Below are 15,937 nucleotides of genomic sequence, written 5' to 3'. Positions count from 1 at the left end.
ACCTCCGGCGGCGGCTCAGAAGCTCCGGGGCAGCCCCAGCACCTGGGTGGCGATGTGGTTGAGCAGCAGTTCCTCGGTGACGGGGGCGACCTTGCCGATACGGGCGTCGGCCAGCAGGCGGGCGACCGGGTACTCCAGCGAGTAGGCCATGCCGCCGTGGGTCTGGAAGGCGTGGTCGGCCGCCTCCCAGGCCGCCTGGGAGGCGGTCAGCTTGGCGATGTTGGCCTCGGTGCCGCACGGCAGCCCGTTGTCGAAGAGCCAGGCGGCCTTGTACGTCATCAGCCTGGCCAGCTCGAGCTTGGCCTTGACCTGGGCGAGGGGGAAGGCGACGGACTGGTTGGCGCCGATGGGGCGGCCGAAGACCTCGCGCTCCCTGGCGTACCGCACGGCCGCCTGCAGCGCGACCTCGGCGCCGCCCAGCGCGGAGGCGGCCAGCAGGATGCGCTCGGGGTTGAGGATGTCCCACAGCACCCGCGAACCCTGGTCCACCTCGCCGACGACGCCGGCCGCAGGCACGCGCAGGTCGTCGAGGAAGACCATGTTGGACGGGGTGGTGTTGGCGCCCATCTTGGGGATGGGCCGGTAGGAGAGCCTGCCCGCGGCGACGGCCTCCGGCACGTTCACCAGGAAGACGGTCAGGCCGTGGCTGCGGGGCCTGGCCTCGGCGGCGGGGACGGTCCGGGTGACCAGGAGCATCCAGGTGGCGCGCTGCACACCGGTGATCCAGATCTTCTGGCCGCTGATCACGAACTCGCCGCCGTCGCGCCGGGCGGAGGTGGAGATGCCCAGCGCGTTCGAGCCGGCGTCCGGCTCGGTCAGGGCGAAGCAGGTCTCGATCTCGCCGGTGGCCAGCTTGGGCAGCAGGTCCTCGCGCTGCCGGGCGCTGCCGTGCCGGGCCAGGGTCATCGCGCCGAAGCCGGGCGTGAGGACGTAGGTGAACGCCGATCCTCCAGCGGCCCCCGAGGACGAGAGGGTCTCGGTGGCCACGGCGAGCTCCAGCAGTCCCTGGCCGCCTCCGCCGTACTCCTCCGGTACGGCCAGCCCCAGCCAGCCCCCCTTGGCCAGTTCGGCCCAGACCTCCTCGGGCCAGCGCTTGTCGGTCTCGCAGCGCTGCCAGTAGTCCAGGTCGTAGCGTGCGCAGATGTCGGCGACGCCGCGCTGGACGGCGAGCGCGCTCTCCGGAAGCGTGAAATCCACGGTGGTCGGCTCCGTTCTGGTTGCGTGCGCACGTATCCCGTTGCGCGCGCAATCGTAGAACGAAGTTCGGTTCGTGGCGAGGGTCACACGCGCACGTTCCGCCCGGAACCCGCGCGGCAGGCCGGGAGAGGGCGCCCGCGGGGCACCGGCGGCACCGCACGCGGACCCCGCCCGGGCGCGGTGCCCCGCCGGAGACGGAGGCCGGGGCGGGCCGGCGCGGGCCGGGGTCACCTGCGGGGGCGGCGCGCGTGGTACACGAACGCCGGCGGGACGTTGCCCCACACCGTCCGGCCCGCGACGACCTCCTCGAAGGCGGCCCCCAGGCGCCGGCGGAAACGCCGCGCGGGCGGCAGGTGCCTGGCGAAGCCGTAGGCGAAGGTGGTGAAGGCGGACTCCGGCCCCATGGCGGCGGTGACGGCTTCCAGCAGGCGGGCCTGGACCTCTCCGGAGAACGCCGCCCAGGGCAGTCCGCTCACGACCACGTCGGCCCGGTCCAGGCCCCGCTCCGCGAGCAGGCGCGGCAGGTCCGCCGCGTCGGCGACCGTGACGTCCGCCCCGGAGTGGCGGGCGGACAGCAGCTCCGCCAGCCGCGGGTTGATCTCGACCGCGAGATGGTGCCCCCGACCGCCCAGCCTGCGCTGGATCTCGGCGGTGAACGCCCCCGTGCCGGGACCGAGTTCGACGACGACGGGCTCGCCCCGGCAGGGGACCGGCGCGGTCACGGCCTCGGCGAGCCGGCGGGAGCTCGGCGCCACCGCCCCGGTGGTGCCCGGGGCCCGCATCCACTGCCCGAGGAAGATCGCGGTGTCGTTGCTCATGGCGTGAAGACTAGAGACCCCGCCCGCCCACTCGGACCGGTCTTCCGGCCGGTCTTCCGGCCAGTAGGAGGAGACGCCCCCCTCCTGCGGGAGGAGTGCGGCCGGAGGAAGGGGGGCTACCTTCTTCGCTATGAGGTTGCGCGGTCCGGTGCTGGACGTCTCCATGGCGCTCGCCGGGGTCGCCCTCGGCCTGTTCCTGTCGGGCAAGCTCGGCGAGCCCGTGCCGCTGCCGGCCGCGGCGGGCCTCTCGCTGCTGGCGGGGCTCCCCCTGGGGCTCGTACGGCGCCGCCCGGCGCTGGTCTGCGCCTACCAGTCCGTCCTCCTGATCGCCTGCGACCGGCTCCCCGCGCTCCCCGAGTTCACCGCCGACACCCTGCAGACCCTGCTCCCGGTCACGGTGGGGCTCCTCGCCTACCTCGGCTCCTGGCGCACGATCCTGCCCGCCGCCGCCCTGGCCGGGGCCGCCACCGCGGTCAACCTCGCCGATCCCGGAACGGTGCTCGACCTGCGCTTCTGGTGCTTCCCGCTGGGGATGACCGCCGTCCCCGTCATCGTCGGCCGCTACCTGCGCAACCCGATCGAGACGGTGGCCGAGGTCGAGCGCCGCCCCGGCCTCGACCTGCTCCTGGCCGGCTGCGGCGTGGCGTTCATGGTCCTCGACACCTGGACCGGCTGGAACGCCGGTCCCTGGCCGGTCTGGGCGGTGGGCTGGTTCGTCATCGGCTGCGGGCTCACCGCGGGGCTGGTCCGGCTGCTCCCCGGCACGGCGTTCGCGCTGCAGGCCGTACTGGTGCTGGCGGCCGACCAGAACGCGCAGGTCGCCGCGAACTCGCTGCAGGTGCTCTTCCTGGTCACGCTCGGCGCGTTCGCGATGTACGCCTCGTGGTCCTGGACCGGCACCGCCTACCTCACCGCGAGCGGGGTGACCGCGCTGAACGTCGTCGACGGCTCGACGGAGGTGACCCTCCTGCGGGTCGCCTCCCTCATGGCCATGGTGGCCGCGCCGGTCATCGTCGGCCGCTACTTCGGCATGCGCCGGGCCGCCGCCGAGCTGCAGCTGGCCATGGCGGAGGAGGCCAGGCAGCTGGCCGCCGAGCGGACCCGGGCCGACCTGCTGGCCGAGCGCGAGCGCATCGCCCGGGACGTGCACGACATCGTGGCCCACCACGTCGGCGCCATGGTGCTGCGGGCCGGCGCCGCCCAGTACGCCGCTCCGTCCGGCCCGGCGGCCGAGGCGCTGGCCGACATCCGCGCCACCGGCCACCGGGTGCTGGAGGACCTGCGGGGCCTGCTCGACGTGCTGCGCGACCCCGAGCAGGCGCACCTGCCCGTCAGCGACCCCGAGGACGTCGTCCGCGACGCGGTGGAGCGCATGAGCGCCGCCGGGCTGGAGGTCGAGCTCAGCCTCGGGCCGGAGACCTCGCTCGCCCCCCTGGTGACCCGCGCCTCGGCCGCCAGGATCGTCCAGGAGGGGCTGACCAACGTGCTCAAGCACGCCGGGCCCGGCACCCGGGCCGTCGTCGAGCTGAAGGAGACCGGCCGCGCGCTCGAGGTGAACGTGATCAGCGGACCCCCGCCCGGCCCCCGCGACGCGCTGCCCTCCTCGGGGCGGGGCATCGCGGGCATGCGCGAGCGGGCCCGCGCCCTGGGCGGGGACCTGTCCGCCGGTCCCGACCGGACCGGTGGCTGGCGGCTGACGGCGACGCTCCCCGCGGAGCGCGCGGGCCGCCCGCGGGAGGCGGCGCGGGGGAGCACACCGCCGTGCCGCGGGAGAGGAGAAGAGGAACCGGCATGAACAGATGGACCGCTCCGCGGGACCGGCGGCCGGCGGGGGGAGCGGCGTGATCCGGGTCGTCGTCGCCGACGACCAGGCGCTGGTCCGCGCCGGAGTGCGGATGCTGCTGGAGGCCGCGGGGGAGATGGAGGTCTGCGCCGAGGCCGTGGACGGGGCGCAGGCCGTGCAGCACGCCGAACGGTTCCGCCCGGACGTGCTGCTGATGGACCTGCGCATGCCCCGGGTGGACGGGCTGGAGGCCACCCGGCGGATCCTGTCCTCCTGGCCCGCCGCGCGGATCGTCATCCTCACCACCTTCGCCGAGGACGAGAACGTCTACGCCGCGCTGCGCGCGGGGGCGATCGGCTTCCTGGTCAAGGACGACGAGCCGGGACGGATGGTCGACGCCGTGCGCCGGGCCGCGGCGGGGGAGCCGCTGCTGGCCCCCTCGGTCCTGCGCCGCGTGGTGGAGCGCGCCCTGGCCGCCGAGGAGCGGGCCGGCGCCGTCCCGGCCGGGCTCACCGACCGGGAGCTGGAGGTGCTCTCCCTGGTCGGGGCGGGGTTGTCCAACGGTGAGATCGCCGACGCCCTCCACGTGGGGGTGACCACCGTCAAGACCCACGTCTCCACCGCCATGGACAAGCTCGGCCTGCGCAACCGCATCCAGGCGGCGGTGGTCGCGCACCGCATCGGCCTGGTCGACGCGGACTTCCGCCCGCTGCGGTCTCCCTCCCGGGGCGGACAGGCGGGTCCGTCCACGGGCTGACGACCGGGTGTCCTCCCGCGGCCAGGATGAACGCGGCAGAGCAACCACCGCAACCACCGCGAGGAAGGACACCTCTCATGCAGGAGGTCATCACCCAGGGATCCGCCGCACCGGGCCGCCCGGTCTCCACCGGCCTGCTGTACGGCCTGCGCATCCTGGTCACCGCCCAGGCGGCAGGACTGATCGTCGCGGCCTCGTTCGCGGGCCAGGCCGTGAACGGCGGCGCGGACCTGGCCGAGACCCACGTGATGGTGGGGATGGTGGTCCACCTGATCGCGCTGCTGCAGATCGTGGCGGCGGTGCTGGTCTGGCGGCCGGGCCGCGGCGCGGGCTGGCCCGCGCTCGCCAGCCTCGGCCTCTTCCTGATCGGCATGGGCCAGCACTTCTCCTGGGAGATGCTGGGCACCCACGTGCCCAGCGGCCTGGCCCTCTTCGGCCTCACCGTGGCGGTGCTCGTCTGGGCGTGGTCGCCCCGCGCCGCCGTGCGCCGCTCCTGACGGGCTCTCCCGGAACGGGAAGGTCCCCGTGCCGCGGCCCCGGAGGGGGACCGCGGCACGGGGAGAGGGGGAGCGGGGGAGCGGGGGCCCGCTCAGTAGCGGAAGCGGGAGACCAGCCCGTGCAGCCGGCTCGACAGCTCGGCCATGTCGGCCGCGGCCCGCCGGCTCTCGGTGACGCCCTCGGCCGTCACCCGGGCCGCGTCGGCCAGCACCGCGATGTTGGCGGCGATGTCCGTGCTGCCCTGCGCGGCCTCGGCCACGCTCCGGTTCATCTCGTTGGTGGTGGCCGTCTGCTCCTCCACCGCGGAGGTGATGGTCAGCTGGTAGTCGTTGATCTTCCCGATGATCTCGGAGATCTCGGCGATCGCCGCGACCGCGCTCTCGGTGTCGGCCTGGATGGCCTCGACCCGCTTGGAGATGTCCTCGGTCGCCTTGGCGGTCTCCTGGGCCAGGTCCTTGACCTCGCCCGCCACGACGGCGAAGCCCTTGCCCGCGTCGCCCGCCCGCGCCGCCTCGATGGTGGCGTTGAGGGCCAGCAGGTTGGTCTGCTCGGCGATCGAGGTGATGGTCTTGATGACCGAGCCGATCTCCGCCGACGAGGCGCCCAGCTGCGCGACGGTCTCGTTGGTGGAGGCGGCCACCTCCACGGCCCGCGAGGCGACCTTGGCGCCCTCGCCGGCGTTGTGCGCGATCTCCCGGATGGAGGAGCCCATCTCCTCGCTGCCGGCCGAGACGGTCTGCACGTTCTGCGAGACCTGCCCGGCCGCGGCGGCCGCGTTCCCCGCCTGCGCGGAGGCCTCCTCCGCCGAGGCGGCGATGCGGTCGCTGACGGCGGTCAGCTCGCCGGAGCCGGCCGCCAGCGTGTCCGCGCTGGCCGCCATGGAGCCGATGGCCTGGCGGATGGCGTCGTTGGCCTGGTTGACCGCCACGGCCATGTGACCGACCTCGTCGCGGGAGGTCACCTCGGCCGTCTGGGTCAGGTCGCCGCGCGCCATGGCGGCGAGGGTCCGGGACAGGGCCCGCATCCGGCTGACGATCATGCGGGTGACCACCCTGGCCGCCGCCACGGCGAGCAGGAGACCGCCCACCAGCAGCACGATGACCGAGATGCGGGCGGCGTCGTACTGGTCGGACGCCTCGGCGGCCATCCCGTCGGCGACTTCACGCTCGTTCTTGGCCATGCCGTCCATGATGATGTTGATCTCGGTGGAGGCCTTGCCGAGCTGCTCGGCGGTCGTCACCATGTCCGTGCCGCCCGGCAGCGGGGCGCCGAACATCACGATGTCGCGCAGCACCTGGAACTCCTGCCAGGTCTTCTCGAAGGCGGCCAGCTCCGCGTGCGCCTGCGGGATGTCCACGAAACCGGCCTTGTATGCCTCGAACGCGTCGGTCACCTGGCCGGTGTACTTCTTCACCCCTTCGACGAGCGCCGCCCGCCCCGCGGGATCCTCGGTGATGGCGGCTCCGATGGAGTAGTTGTACATGTCGGTCATGCGGGCGCGGACCTCGCTGAGCCGGGACAGATTGGCGTTGGCCGTCTGCATCGCCTTCGCGCCGTCGTTCATCGTCGACATGCGGCTCAGCGCGGTCACGCCGATGGCTCCCGCCATGACGGCCACCAGGCCCACGGCGACGAGCACCTTGGTGCCGATGTTCAGGTCGGCGAGCCAGCCCGTCAGGCGGTTGCGGCGTACGGTCACCACGGGCGACGCGGCGCCGGGCAGAGGGTCGGTCATGGTCGGAGTCCTTTTCCGAGGGGCAAGAGCCGTCCCGGGCCGCCGGAGCGGCGCCGGACGGCGTGGCTCAGCCCTCATCGGCACCCGGGCGGGTCTCCTGAGAGGATGCGACGCGGATCACCGGGGAGACGGGGATCCCGCCGCGCAGACCGGGGGAATCCCGCCCCGCCGACGGCGTCGGGCCCGCCCGGCGCCGGGGATCCCCGGCGCCTGGCAGCCGGCGCTCGGTCAGTCGGCCAGAGGCAGGTAGACGCGATTGCCCCCGGCCGCGAACTCCTCGGCCTTGGCCCGCATCCCGGCCTCGATCTCGTCACCGGACATGCCGGAACCGCCGGGGACCTCGGAAGCCTCGGGCCCCTCGGGGCCGCCGCCGTACGCGGCCGCGATGTCGTGGCTGATCCGCATCGAGCAGAACTTCGGCCCGCACATGCTGCAGAAGTGGGCGGTCTTGGCCGGGGCGGCGGGCAGCGTCTCGTCGTGGAAGGACCGGGCGGTGTCGGGGTCCAGGGAGAGGTCGAACTGGTCCTCCCAGCGGAACTCGAACCGGGCGTCGGACAGGGCGTCGTCCCAGGCCTGCGCCCCCGGGTGGCCCTTGGCGAGGTCGGCCGCGTGCGCCGCGATCTTGTAGGTGATCACGCCGGTCTTCACGTCGTCGCGGTTCGGCAGGCCCAGGTGCTCCTTGGGGGTGACGTAGCACAGCATGGCGGTGCCGTACCAGCCGATCATGGCCGCGCCGATCGCCGAGGTGATGTGGTCGTAGCCGGGGGCGATGTCGGTGGTGAGCGGGCCGAGGGTGTAGAACGGCGTGTCGTCGCAGAGCTCGCGCTGCAGGTCGACGTTCTCCTTGATCTTGTGCATGGGGACGTGGCCGGGGCCCTCGACCATCACCTGCACGTCGTGCGCGTGGGCGATCTTCACCAGCTCGCCCAGCGTGCGCAGCTCGGCGAACTGCGCCTCGTCGTTGGCGTCGGCGATCGACCCCGGGCGCAGGCCGTCGCCGAGCGAGAAGGCCACGTCGTAGGCGGCGAGGATCTCGCAGATGTCGGCGAAGTGCTCGTACAGGAAGCTCTCGCGGTGGTGGGCCAGGCACCAGGCCGCCATGATCGAGCCGCCCCGGGAGACGATGCCGGTCTTGCGGCCCACGGTCAGCGGCACGTGGGCCAGGCGCACCCCGGCGTGCACGGTGAAGTAGTCGACGCCCTGCTCGCACTGCTCGATCAGGGTGTCGCGGTAGACCTCCCAGGACAGGTCCTCGGCGCGGCCGTTCACCTTCTCCAGCGCCTGGTAGAGCGGGACCGTCCCGATGGGCACGGGGGAGTTGCGGATGATCCACTCGCGGGTGGTGTGGATGTTGCGGCCGGTGGACAGGTCCATCACGGTGTCGGCGCCCCAGCGGATCGCCCACGTCATCTTGTCCACCTCCTCGGCGATGGTGGAGGCGACGGCCGAATTCCCGATGTTGGCGTTGATCTTCACGAGGAAGTTGCGGCCGATGATCATCGGCTCGCTCTCCGGGTGGTTGACGTTGGCCGGGATGATCGCCCGGCCGGCGGCCACCTCGTCGCGGACGAACTCCGCGCCCACCCCCTCGCGGAGGGCGACGAACTCCATCTCCTTGGTGATCACGCCGCGCCGGGCGTAGGCGAGCTGGGTCACCGGGACCCCCGCGGCCCGGAGCGGGCCGCGCCCGTGCCCCGTCCGCGCCGGGTCCGCGTCGTGTCCCGTTCGCGCCGGGTCCGCGCCGCCGGTGAAGACGGCGTCCTGGGAGCGCAGGTCGTGGTCGCGGGAGCGCTCGTCCCGGTGGCCGTCGTCGGCGGGCCGGGCCGGCCGGCCGTCGTAGCGGACCACGTCGCCCCGGCCCAGGATCCACTCCTCACGCCGCCGGGGCAGGCCGCGGGTGATGTCGACGGAGACGGCCGGGTCGGTGTAGGGGCCGGAGGTGTCGTACAGGGTGACGGACGTGCCGTCGGTCAGCCGTACCTCGCGCATGGGCACGCGCAGATCGCCTCTGTAGACCTTGGAGCTGGACGGGCGCGCGTCGGTCATCGCGCAAACTCCCTTCGCCGGCATTATCCGGAGCAGGTTCTGGCGGTCGGCGGCCGTCTCAGCCGTCCTCTCAGCCCGGTTCTCCGGGCTCCCGCGTTGGTCGGCCGCAACCATAACCCGATCTCCGCGCCGATCACCACCCGCCGTCCGGGTGAGGCGTCCGTCACCCGCCCCCTCGCCGCGACGCGCGGCGCCGCCGCCGACGCAGTAGTGTCGCTTCGAGTGCAGTGAGGGAGAAAAACGGGTGAAAGCGGAAGTATCGGGTGTCGAGGACCGGATCTGGACGGTTCCCAACGCGTTGAGCCTGGCCAGGCTCCTGGGCGTTCCGGTCTTCCTCTGGCTCGTGCTCGGCCCCGAGGCCGACGGCTGGGCCGTCGCGCTGCTGATGCTCGCCGGGTTCTCCGACTGGCTCGACGGCAAGCTCGCCCGGGCGTGGAACCAGACCAGCAGGCTCGGCCGGCTGCTGGACCCGCTGGCCGACCGGCTCTACATCCTGGCCACCCTGCTGGGCCTGGCGCTGCGCGAGATCATCCCGTGGTGGCTGGCGCTGGTCATCCCGCTGCGGGACGTGATGCTGCTCGGCATCCCGCCCATCCTGCGCCGCCTCGGGTACGGCCCGGCGCTGCCGGTGCACTTCCTCGGCAAGGCGGCCACGGCCAACCTGCTCTACTCCTTCCCGCTGCTCTTCCTGGCCCACCACGACGCCTGGTACGCCGACCCCGCCCGGATCCTCGGCTGGGCGACGGCGATCTGGGGCGTGGGTCTGTACTGGTGGTCCGGCGTGCTGTATTGGGTACAGGTGCGGCAACTTCTCAAAGGAGCTGGAACGCCTTAATGAGGTGATTCGTGAAGGCCGTCGTGATGGCGGGCGGGGAGGGGACACGGCTGCGGCCGATGACCGCGAACCAGCCCAAGCCGCTGCTGCCCGTGGTCAACCGGCCGATCATGGAGCACGTGCTGCGCCTGCTCAAGCGGCACGGGTTCACCGAGACGGTGGTGACCGTGCAGTTCCTGGCCGCCCTGGTCCGCACCTACTTCGGTGACGGCGAGGAACTCGGCATGGACCTCTACTACGCCACCGAGGAGATGCCGCTCGGCACGGCCGGGAGCGTGCGCAACGCCGCCGACAAGCTCCGCGACGACCGGTTCCTGGTCATCTCCGGCGACGCCCTCACCGACATCGACCTGACCGACATGATCCGCTTCCACCGGGAGCAGGGCGCGCTGGTCACCATCGGGCTCAAACGCGTGCCCAACCCGCTGGAGTTCGGCATCGTCATCGCCGACGAGCGGGGCCGGGTGGAGCGGTTCCTGGAGAAGCCCACCTGGGGCCAGGTCTTCTCCGACACCGTCAACACCGGCATCTACGTGATGGAGCCCGAGGTCCTCGGCGAGGTCGCCGCCGGGGAGCCGGTCGACTGGTCCGCGGACGTCTTCCCCCGGCTGCTGGCGCGCGGGGCCCCGATCTACGGCTACGTGGCGGACGGCTACTGGGAGGACGTCGGCACCCACGAGAGCTACCTGCGGGTCCAGGCCGACGTGCTCTCCGGCCGGGTCGCGGTGGACCTCGGTGCCTTCGAGCTCTCGCCCGGCGTCTGGGTGGCCGAGGGCGCCGAGGTCGATCCGGAGGCGGTGCTCAAGGGCCCGCTGTACATCGGCGACTACGCCAAGGTCGAGGCGGGTGCCGAGCTGCGCGAGTACACCGTGCTGGGCAGCAACGTGGTGGTCCGCGAGAACGCCTTCCTGCACCGCGCCGTCGTCCACGACAACGTCTACGTCGGCCCGAGCACCCACCTGCGCGGCTGCGTCATCGGCAAGAACACCGACCTGATGACGGGCGCCCGCGTCGAGGAGAGCGCCGTGGTCGGGGACGAGTGCATCATCGAGGCCGAGGCCTACGTCTCCTCCGGGGTCAAGGTCTACCCGTTCAAGACGATCGAGGCCGGCGCCGTCGTCAACACCAGCGTCATCTGGGAGTCCCGGGGCCAGCGCAGCCTGTTCGGACCGCGGGGGATCTCCGGGCTGGTCAACGTCGAGATCACCCCCGAGCTGTGCGTACGGCTGGCCAGCGCCTACGCCACGACCCTGAGGAAGGGCGCCGCGGTCGTCACCTCCCGGGACTCCTCCCGCGCGGCCAGGGCCCTGAAGCGGGCGGTGGTCAGCGCCCTGAACGCCGGCGCCATCGACGTGCTGGACCTGGAGGCGACCCCGCTGCCCGTGGCGCGCTTCCACACCGCCAAGGAGAACGCCGTCGGCGGGATCGCGCTGCGCACCACCGCGGGCGACCCGCAGAGCGTGGACATCGTCTTCATGGACTCCAGCGGGGCGGACCTGTCGCAGTCCGCGCAGCGCAAGCTGGAGCGGGTCTTCTCCCGGCAGGAGTTCCGCCGCGCCTTCCCCGGGGAGATCGCCGAGCTCGTCTTCCCGCCCCGCGTGGTCGAGGACTACACCAGCGAGCTGCTGCGCTGCGTGAACATGACCGGGGTGCGCGACGCGGACATGAAGGTCGTGGTCGACTGCGCCGGAGGGACCTCCTCGCTGGTGCTGCCGAGCCTCCTGGGCCGGGTCGGGGTGGACGTGCTGACCGTCAACAACCGGCTGGACGAGGCCTCGCCCACCGAGACCTTCGCCGAGCGCCGCCGCGACCTGCAGCGCCTGTCGGAGCTGGTCAGCTCCTCCCGGGCCGCGTTCGGGGTGCGCTTCGACCCGGTGGGGGAGCGGATCTCGCTGGTCAACGAGATGGGGCAGCTGATCAGCGAGGAGCGCGCCCTGCTGGTCGTGCTGGACCTGGTGGCGGCCGAGCGGCGCGGCGGCCGGGTGGCGCTGCCGGTGACCACCACCCGGGTGGCCGAGCAGGTCTGCCGCTTCCACGGCGTGCAGGTCGAGTGGACCCCCACCGCCCTCGACGCGCTCACCGCCGCCTCCCGCGGGGCCGACATGGTGTTCGCCGGAGACGGACGGGGCGGGTTCGTCGTGCCGGAGTTCGGCCCGACGGTGGACGGCCTGGCGGCGTTCCTGCGCCTGCTCGGCCTGGTCGCCCGGACCCGGCTCTCGCTCAGCCAGATCGACGCCAGGATCCCCGAGGCGAGGCTGCTGCGCCGTACGGTGCCGACCCCGTGGGCGGCCAAGGGCGCGGTGATGCGCTCGGTGATCGAGGCGGCCGAGCGCCAGCGCATCGACACCACCGACGGCGTGCGGGTCGTCGGGGAGGACGGCGGCTGGGCGCTGGTGCTGCCCGACCCCGCCGAGGCCGTCACCCACCTGTGGGCCGAGGGGTCCGACGCCGACTCGGCGCAGGCGCTGCTCGAGCACTGGGCGCAGGTCGTGGAGCGGGCGGCCGACCTGTGAGGCGGCCCTTCGGGTGCTCGCGGGGCGCCACCCCGGACCGGTGGCCCAGGGGAGGCGCCCGCCGCCGTGCGACGCGCCGGGCTTGGCAAAGATATGGACCTTGGACCGTGCTCGCCTGTAACTTTGTCACGACCGAACCCCCGGTCCAGTGCTCGCCTTGACCTTTGCTCCTCAGGGGGCGTAAGTTGCTGCATTCGCAGTCCCAGCAAACACTTGAGTGGCGAAGAAGCGAGGCGCGCATCTCCGAGCGACGTTGCCGCGCCTTCGCGGTAGGAGGCCGAGCCGATCGATGCCGAGCGTCTACTGCACGCAGTGCGGTCATGCCAACCCCGAGGACGCCCGTTTCTGCTCTCGTTGCGGATCGCCGCTGACCCGAGTCGAGACACCCGGAGACAGCACGACGACGATCTCCCTCTCCGGGATCGAGAACTACGAGGCGGAGACAGGGGAGACGCTTCTCGCCGAGAGGCAGGCCGTCGAGCAGTTGCCCCCGGGCACGGCGCTGCTCGTCGTCCAGCGCGGCCCCAACGCCGGCAGCCGGTTCCTGCTGGACAGTGACCTCACCACGGTGGGCCGCCACCCCGAGAGCGACATCTTCCTGGACGACATCACCGTCTCCCGCCGCCACGTGGAGTTCTACCGGCGCGGCGGAGGCGTGTTCACCGTCCGCGACGTGGGCAGCCTCAACGGCACCTACGTCAACCGCGAGCGGATCGAGGAGGTCCCGCTCTACAGCGGCGACGAGGTGCAGATCGGCAAGTTCCGGCTGGTGTTCTTCACCCGCGGCGCCGCTGGAGGATGATGAGCTCGCAGGCCGCTCGTGCGCACATGAGCATCGGGGAGGTGCTCGCCCTGCTGCAGGGCGAGTTCCCCGACGTCAGCATCTCCAAGATCCGTTTCCTGGAGGGCGAGGGGTTGATCGAGCCGGAGCGCAGTCCCTCCGGCTACCGCAAGTTCACCTACGCCGACGTCGAGCGGCTCCGCTACATCCTCAGCGAGCAGCGTGACCGCTACCTGCCGCTCCGTGTGATCAAGGACCGGCTGGAGGCGGCCGACCGCGAGGAGCGGCCCGTCGCCCGGCCGCGCGCCGTGCCCTCGGAGGCGCAGCCGGAGGTCCGGCTCAGCCGCGAGGAGCTCCTGGCGGCCGCGGAGATCGACGAGGAGACGCTGGCCGAGCTCGAGGACTACGGGCTGGTCGCCGCGGTGGCCCGCCACTACGACGCCGAGGCGCTGGCCGTGGCCCGCAGCGTCGGGGCGCTGGCCCCCTTCGGCCTGCGCGCCCGGCACCTGCGGGCGGTCCGGGCCGCCGCCGAGCGGGAGGCCGGGCTCGTGGAGCAGGCCGTCGCCCCGCTGCTGCGCCGCCGCGCGCCGGGGGCCATCGACCGGGCCGAGGAGACGGCCAGAGAGATCTCCGGGCTGCTGCTGGAATTGCACGCAGCCCTGCTGCGTTCCGGTGTTCGGGGGGTCCTGGGCAGGTGAGGGCCTGACCGGGCGCCCGCGGCCCCGCGGGTGTTACGTTGAATGAAACGGTTGGAACCCAGCGAAAGACGGAGCAGCCCGTGTTGCAGATGGAGGTCGTGGGTGTCCGGGTCGAGATGCCCACCAACCAGCCGATCGTCCTGCTGAAGGAGACACACGGGGAGCGCTACCTGCCGATCTGGATCGGGATGACCGAGGCGACCGCGATCGCCATGGCCCAGGCGGAGGAGCCGCCGCCCCGGCCGCTCACGCACGATCTGTTCCGTGACGTGCTCGACGCGCTCGGGGTCCGGCTGAACACGGTGAACATCGTCGCGCTCCGGGAGGGGATCTTCTTCGCGGACCTGGTGTTCTCCAACGGGGCCGAGGTGAGCGCCCGGCCGTCGGACTCGATCGCCCTTGCGCTGCGCACCGGCGCCCGCATCTTCGCGAGCGAGGACGTGGTCAGGGAGGCCGGAGTGATCATTCCGGAGGACCAGGAGGGCCAGGAGGACGAGGTGGAGAAGTTCCGGGAGTTCCTTGACCAGATCTCGCCGGAGGACTTCGGCCGCGCGGGGTAGGAATTTCGGTGCATTTACGCTTCACGACGCGCCGAGTGGGGTCGTTGACTGAGGCAGATCCCAGTCTTACGGTGCGAGTGAACCTGTGGCCGTGCACAAACCCCCAGATCAGGCCGCGGGATGAGAGAAAGCCGGAGGTCCGCAGTGGCGGTCAGCAGCGGCGAAGGAAAGGCGGCCGGCCAGGATGATCCGGTGCGGCGCCGGTCGGCGCGTCAGCGCGCCGGTGAAGAGGGTCTGCTGTTCGACGGGCGACCGGTGAGCCCGCCCGCCGACGTCGGCTACCGAGGCCCGACGGCCTGTGTCGCTGCCGGCATCACCTACCGGCAGCTCGACTACTGGGCCCGCACCGGGCTGGTCGAGCCCACCGTCCGGGCCGCGCACGGCTCGGGCTCCCAGAGACTGTACGGCTTCCGCGACATCCTCGTGCTGAAAGTCGTCAAACGCCTGCTCGACACCGGCGTCTCCCTGCAGCAGATCCGGATCGCCGTGCACCACCTGCGCTCCCGCACGGTCGACGACCTCGCCCAGATCACCCTGATGAGCGACGGGGCCAGCGTCTACGAGTGCACCACCCCCGACGAGGTCATCGACCTGCTCCAGGGCGGCCAGGGCGTGTTCGGCATCGCGCTGGGCCGGGTCTGGCAGGAGGTCGAGGGCTCCCTGGCGGAGCTGCCCGGCGAGCGCGCGGAGAGCGCCGAGAGCCCTTTAGGCGGGCACCCCGCCGATGAGCTGGCCCGCCGTCGCCAGGCTCGCCGCACGGGGTAAAGTTGGTCGCGCTGATGACCCTGTGCGGGAGAGACCCCGACCCGATCGGGGCGCCGAAGGAGCAACCTCCCCGGAATCTCTCAGGCCCCTGTACCGCACGGACGAGGCGACTCTGGAAAGCAGACGCGCCCGCCAGGCGCGTCTCACCGACGGTGAAAGCCGCCCCGCCAGGGGCAGGTGAAGCTCTCAGGTCGAGATGACAGAGGGGGAGACCCGGCCCGTACGCCCGCGCCCAGCGCCGGTCTCCACCGCCTCAGGAGGCTCCCATGACCGACCTGTCACCGCTCAGCGAGCTCACCCCCCCGCCCTTCGCGACCCGCCACATCGGACCGGACGGCACCGACCAGGCCCGCATGCTGGAGGCGGTCGGATTCGACTCCGTCGCCGACCTGACCGCCGTGGCCGTGCCCGAGGCGATCCGCGCCGCGGACCGGCTCGACCTGCCCGAGGCGGCGAGCGAGACCGAGGCCATCACGGAGCTGCGCGCCCTGGCCGCGCGCAACACCGTGCTGACCTCGATGATCGGCCTGGGATACCACGACACCGTCACCCCCGCCGTCATCCGCCGCAACCTGCTGGAGAACCCCGGCTGGTACACCGCGTACACGCCCTACCAGCCGGAGATCTCGCAGGGCCGCCTGGAGGCCCTGCTCAACTTCCAGACGGTCGTCTCCGACCTGACCGGGCTGCCCATCGCCGGCGCGTCCCTGCTGGACGAGGCCACCGCCGCGGCCGAGGCGATGACCCTGGCCCGCCGCGCCGCCAAGGCGAAGTCCGACGTGTTCGTGGTCGACGCCGACGCCCTGCCGCAGACCAAGGCCGTGCTGCGCACCCGCGCCGAGCCGCTCGGCATCGAGCTGGTCGAGAGCGACCTGGCCGCCGAGCTCCCCGAGTGCTTCGGCGTCCTGGTGCAGTACCCCGGCGCGAGCGGCCGCGTCCGCGACGTCCGCG

13 protein-coding genes, 1 pseudogene and 2 riboswitches are annotated in these 15,937 nt (G+C 72.6%); of the genes and pseudogenes, 10 read left to right on the top strand and 4 right to left on the bottom strand.

Annotated features, from left to right (window positions below; genetic code table 11):
* Positions 1–15 precede the first annotated feature (15 nt).
* Together ACFOWE_RS26280 and ACFOWE_RS26275 are read right to left on the bottom strand one after the other, a co-directional pair.
* Entirely contained in the window at positions 16–1,197 is a 1,182-nt protein-coding gene (locus ACFOWE_RS26280; RefSeq protein WP_377292365.1) for an acyl-CoA dehydrogenase family protein, read from the bottom strand.
* Positions 1,198–1,424: 227 nt separating this feature from the next.
* Entirely contained in the window at positions 1,425–2,015 is a 591-nt protein-coding gene (locus ACFOWE_RS26275) for a class I SAM-dependent methyltransferase (RefSeq protein WP_377292363.1), read from the bottom strand.
* A 130-nt stretch (positions 2,016–2,145) separates the two neighbouring features.
* Here ACFOWE_RS26275 and ACFOWE_RS26270 point away from each other — a divergent pair, with 130 nt between their 5' ends.
* The 3 genes from ACFOWE_RS26270 (at position 2,146) to ACFOWE_RS26260 (ending at position 5,052) form a co-directional block, all read left to right on the top strand.
* The gene (locus ACFOWE_RS26270) at positions 2,146–3,810 is read left to right on the top strand and encodes a sensor histidine kinase (protein WP_377292361.1); all 1,665 of its coding nucleotides are present in this window, start codon (positions 2,146–2,148) and stop codon (positions 3,808–3,810) included.
* 46 nt (positions 3,811–3,856) lie between these two features.
* A complete protein-coding gene (locus tag ACFOWE_RS26265; RefSeq protein ID WP_377292359.1) occupies positions 3,857–4,555 on the top strand; it encodes a response regulator in 699 nt (232 codons plus the stop codon).
* A 77-nt stretch (positions 4,556–4,632) separates the two neighbouring features.
* Positions 4,633–5,052 carry a hypothetical protein gene (locus ACFOWE_RS26260; protein WP_377292357.1) on the top strand — a complete coding sequence of 140 codons (420 nt, stop codon included), beginning with the start codon at positions 4,633–4,635 and terminating at the stop codon, positions 5,050–5,052.
* A gap of 92 nt (positions 5,053–5,144) precedes the next feature.
* On the opposite strand, the gene ACFOWE_RS26255 is transcribed toward ACFOWE_RS26260, so the two are convergent.
* Both ACFOWE_RS26255 and thiC read right to left on the bottom strand, forming a co-directional pair.
* Complete coding sequence (locus ACFOWE_RS26255; RefSeq protein WP_377292355.1) at positions 5,145–6,788, bottom strand: methyl-accepting chemotaxis protein; 1,644 nt, start codon at positions 6,786–6,788, stop codon at positions 5,145–5,147.
* A 228-nt stretch (positions 6,789–7,016) separates the two neighbouring features.
* A complete protein-coding gene (gene thiC / locus ACFOWE_RS26250) occupies positions 7,017–8,834 on the bottom strand; it encodes a phosphomethylpyrimidine synthase ThiC (protein ID WP_377292353.1) in 1,818 nt (605 codons plus the stop codon).
* Positions 8,827–8,939, bottom strand: a riboswitch (TPP riboswitch). It overlaps the preceding gene by 8 nt.
* A gap of 139 nt (positions 8,940–9,078) precedes the next feature.
* Between thiC and ACFOWE_RS26245 the strand changes: the two genes are divergently transcribed.
* The 7 genes and pseudogenes from ACFOWE_RS26245 to ACFOWE_RS26215 all read left to right on the top strand — a co-directional run.
* Positions 9,079–9,669, top strand: a complete 591-nt coding sequence (locus ACFOWE_RS26245) for a CDP-alcohol phosphatidyltransferase family protein (RefSeq protein WP_377292351.1) — start codon at positions 9,079–9,081, stop codon at positions 9,667–9,669.
* An 11-nt stretch (positions 9,670–9,680) separates the two neighbouring features.
* Positions 9,681–12,182 (top strand): sugar phosphate nucleotidyltransferase, encoded by a 2,502-nt coding sequence (locus ACFOWE_RS26240; protein ID WP_377292349.1) that lies wholly within the window; start codon positions 9,681–9,683, stop codon positions 12,180–12,182.
* A 289-nt stretch (positions 12,183–12,471) separates the two neighbouring features.
* Positions 12,472–12,984, top strand: coding sequence for an FHA domain-containing protein (locus tag ACFOWE_RS26235; RefSeq protein ID WP_344863388.1), 513 nt, complete (start codon positions 12,472–12,474; stop codon positions 12,982–12,984).
* Between the two features lie 26 nt (positions 12,985–13,010).
* Positions 13,011–13,661 (top strand): transcriptional regulator FtsR, encoded by a 651-nt coding sequence (ftsR, locus tag ACFOWE_RS26230; protein ID WP_449301230.1) that lies wholly within the window; start codon positions 13,011–13,013, stop codon positions 13,659–13,661.
* A gap of 80 nt (positions 13,662–13,741) precedes the next feature.
* The gene (locus ACFOWE_RS26225; protein ID WP_377292344.1) at positions 13,742–14,221 is read left to right on the top strand and encodes a bifunctional nuclease family protein; all 480 of its coding nucleotides are present in this window, start codon (positions 13,742–13,744) and stop codon (positions 14,219–14,221) included.
* 144 nt (positions 14,222–14,365) lie between these two features.
* The gene (locus ACFOWE_RS26220; protein ID WP_377292342.1) at positions 14,366–14,986 is read left to right on the top strand and encodes a MerR family transcriptional regulator; all 621 of its coding nucleotides are present in this window, start codon (positions 14,366–14,368) and stop codon (positions 14,984–14,986) included.
* Between the two features lie 15 nt (positions 14,987–15,001).
* Positions 15,002–15,092, top strand: a riboswitch (glycine riboswitch).
* A gap of 160 nt (positions 15,093–15,252) precedes the next feature.
* Positions 15,253–15,937, top strand: a pseudogene (locus ACFOWE_RS26215) (glycine dehydrogenase (aminomethyl-transferring)); the annotation flags it as partial.

The sequence above is a fragment of the Planomonospora corallina genome (assembly GCF_042650625.1).
Lineage (GTDB): Bacteria > Actinomycetota > Actinomycetes > Streptosporangiales > Streptosporangiaceae > Planomonospora_B > Planomonospora_B corallina.
Note: the sequence above shows the minus strand (reverse complement) of the source record. Positions and strands in the feature narration are given on the sequence as shown.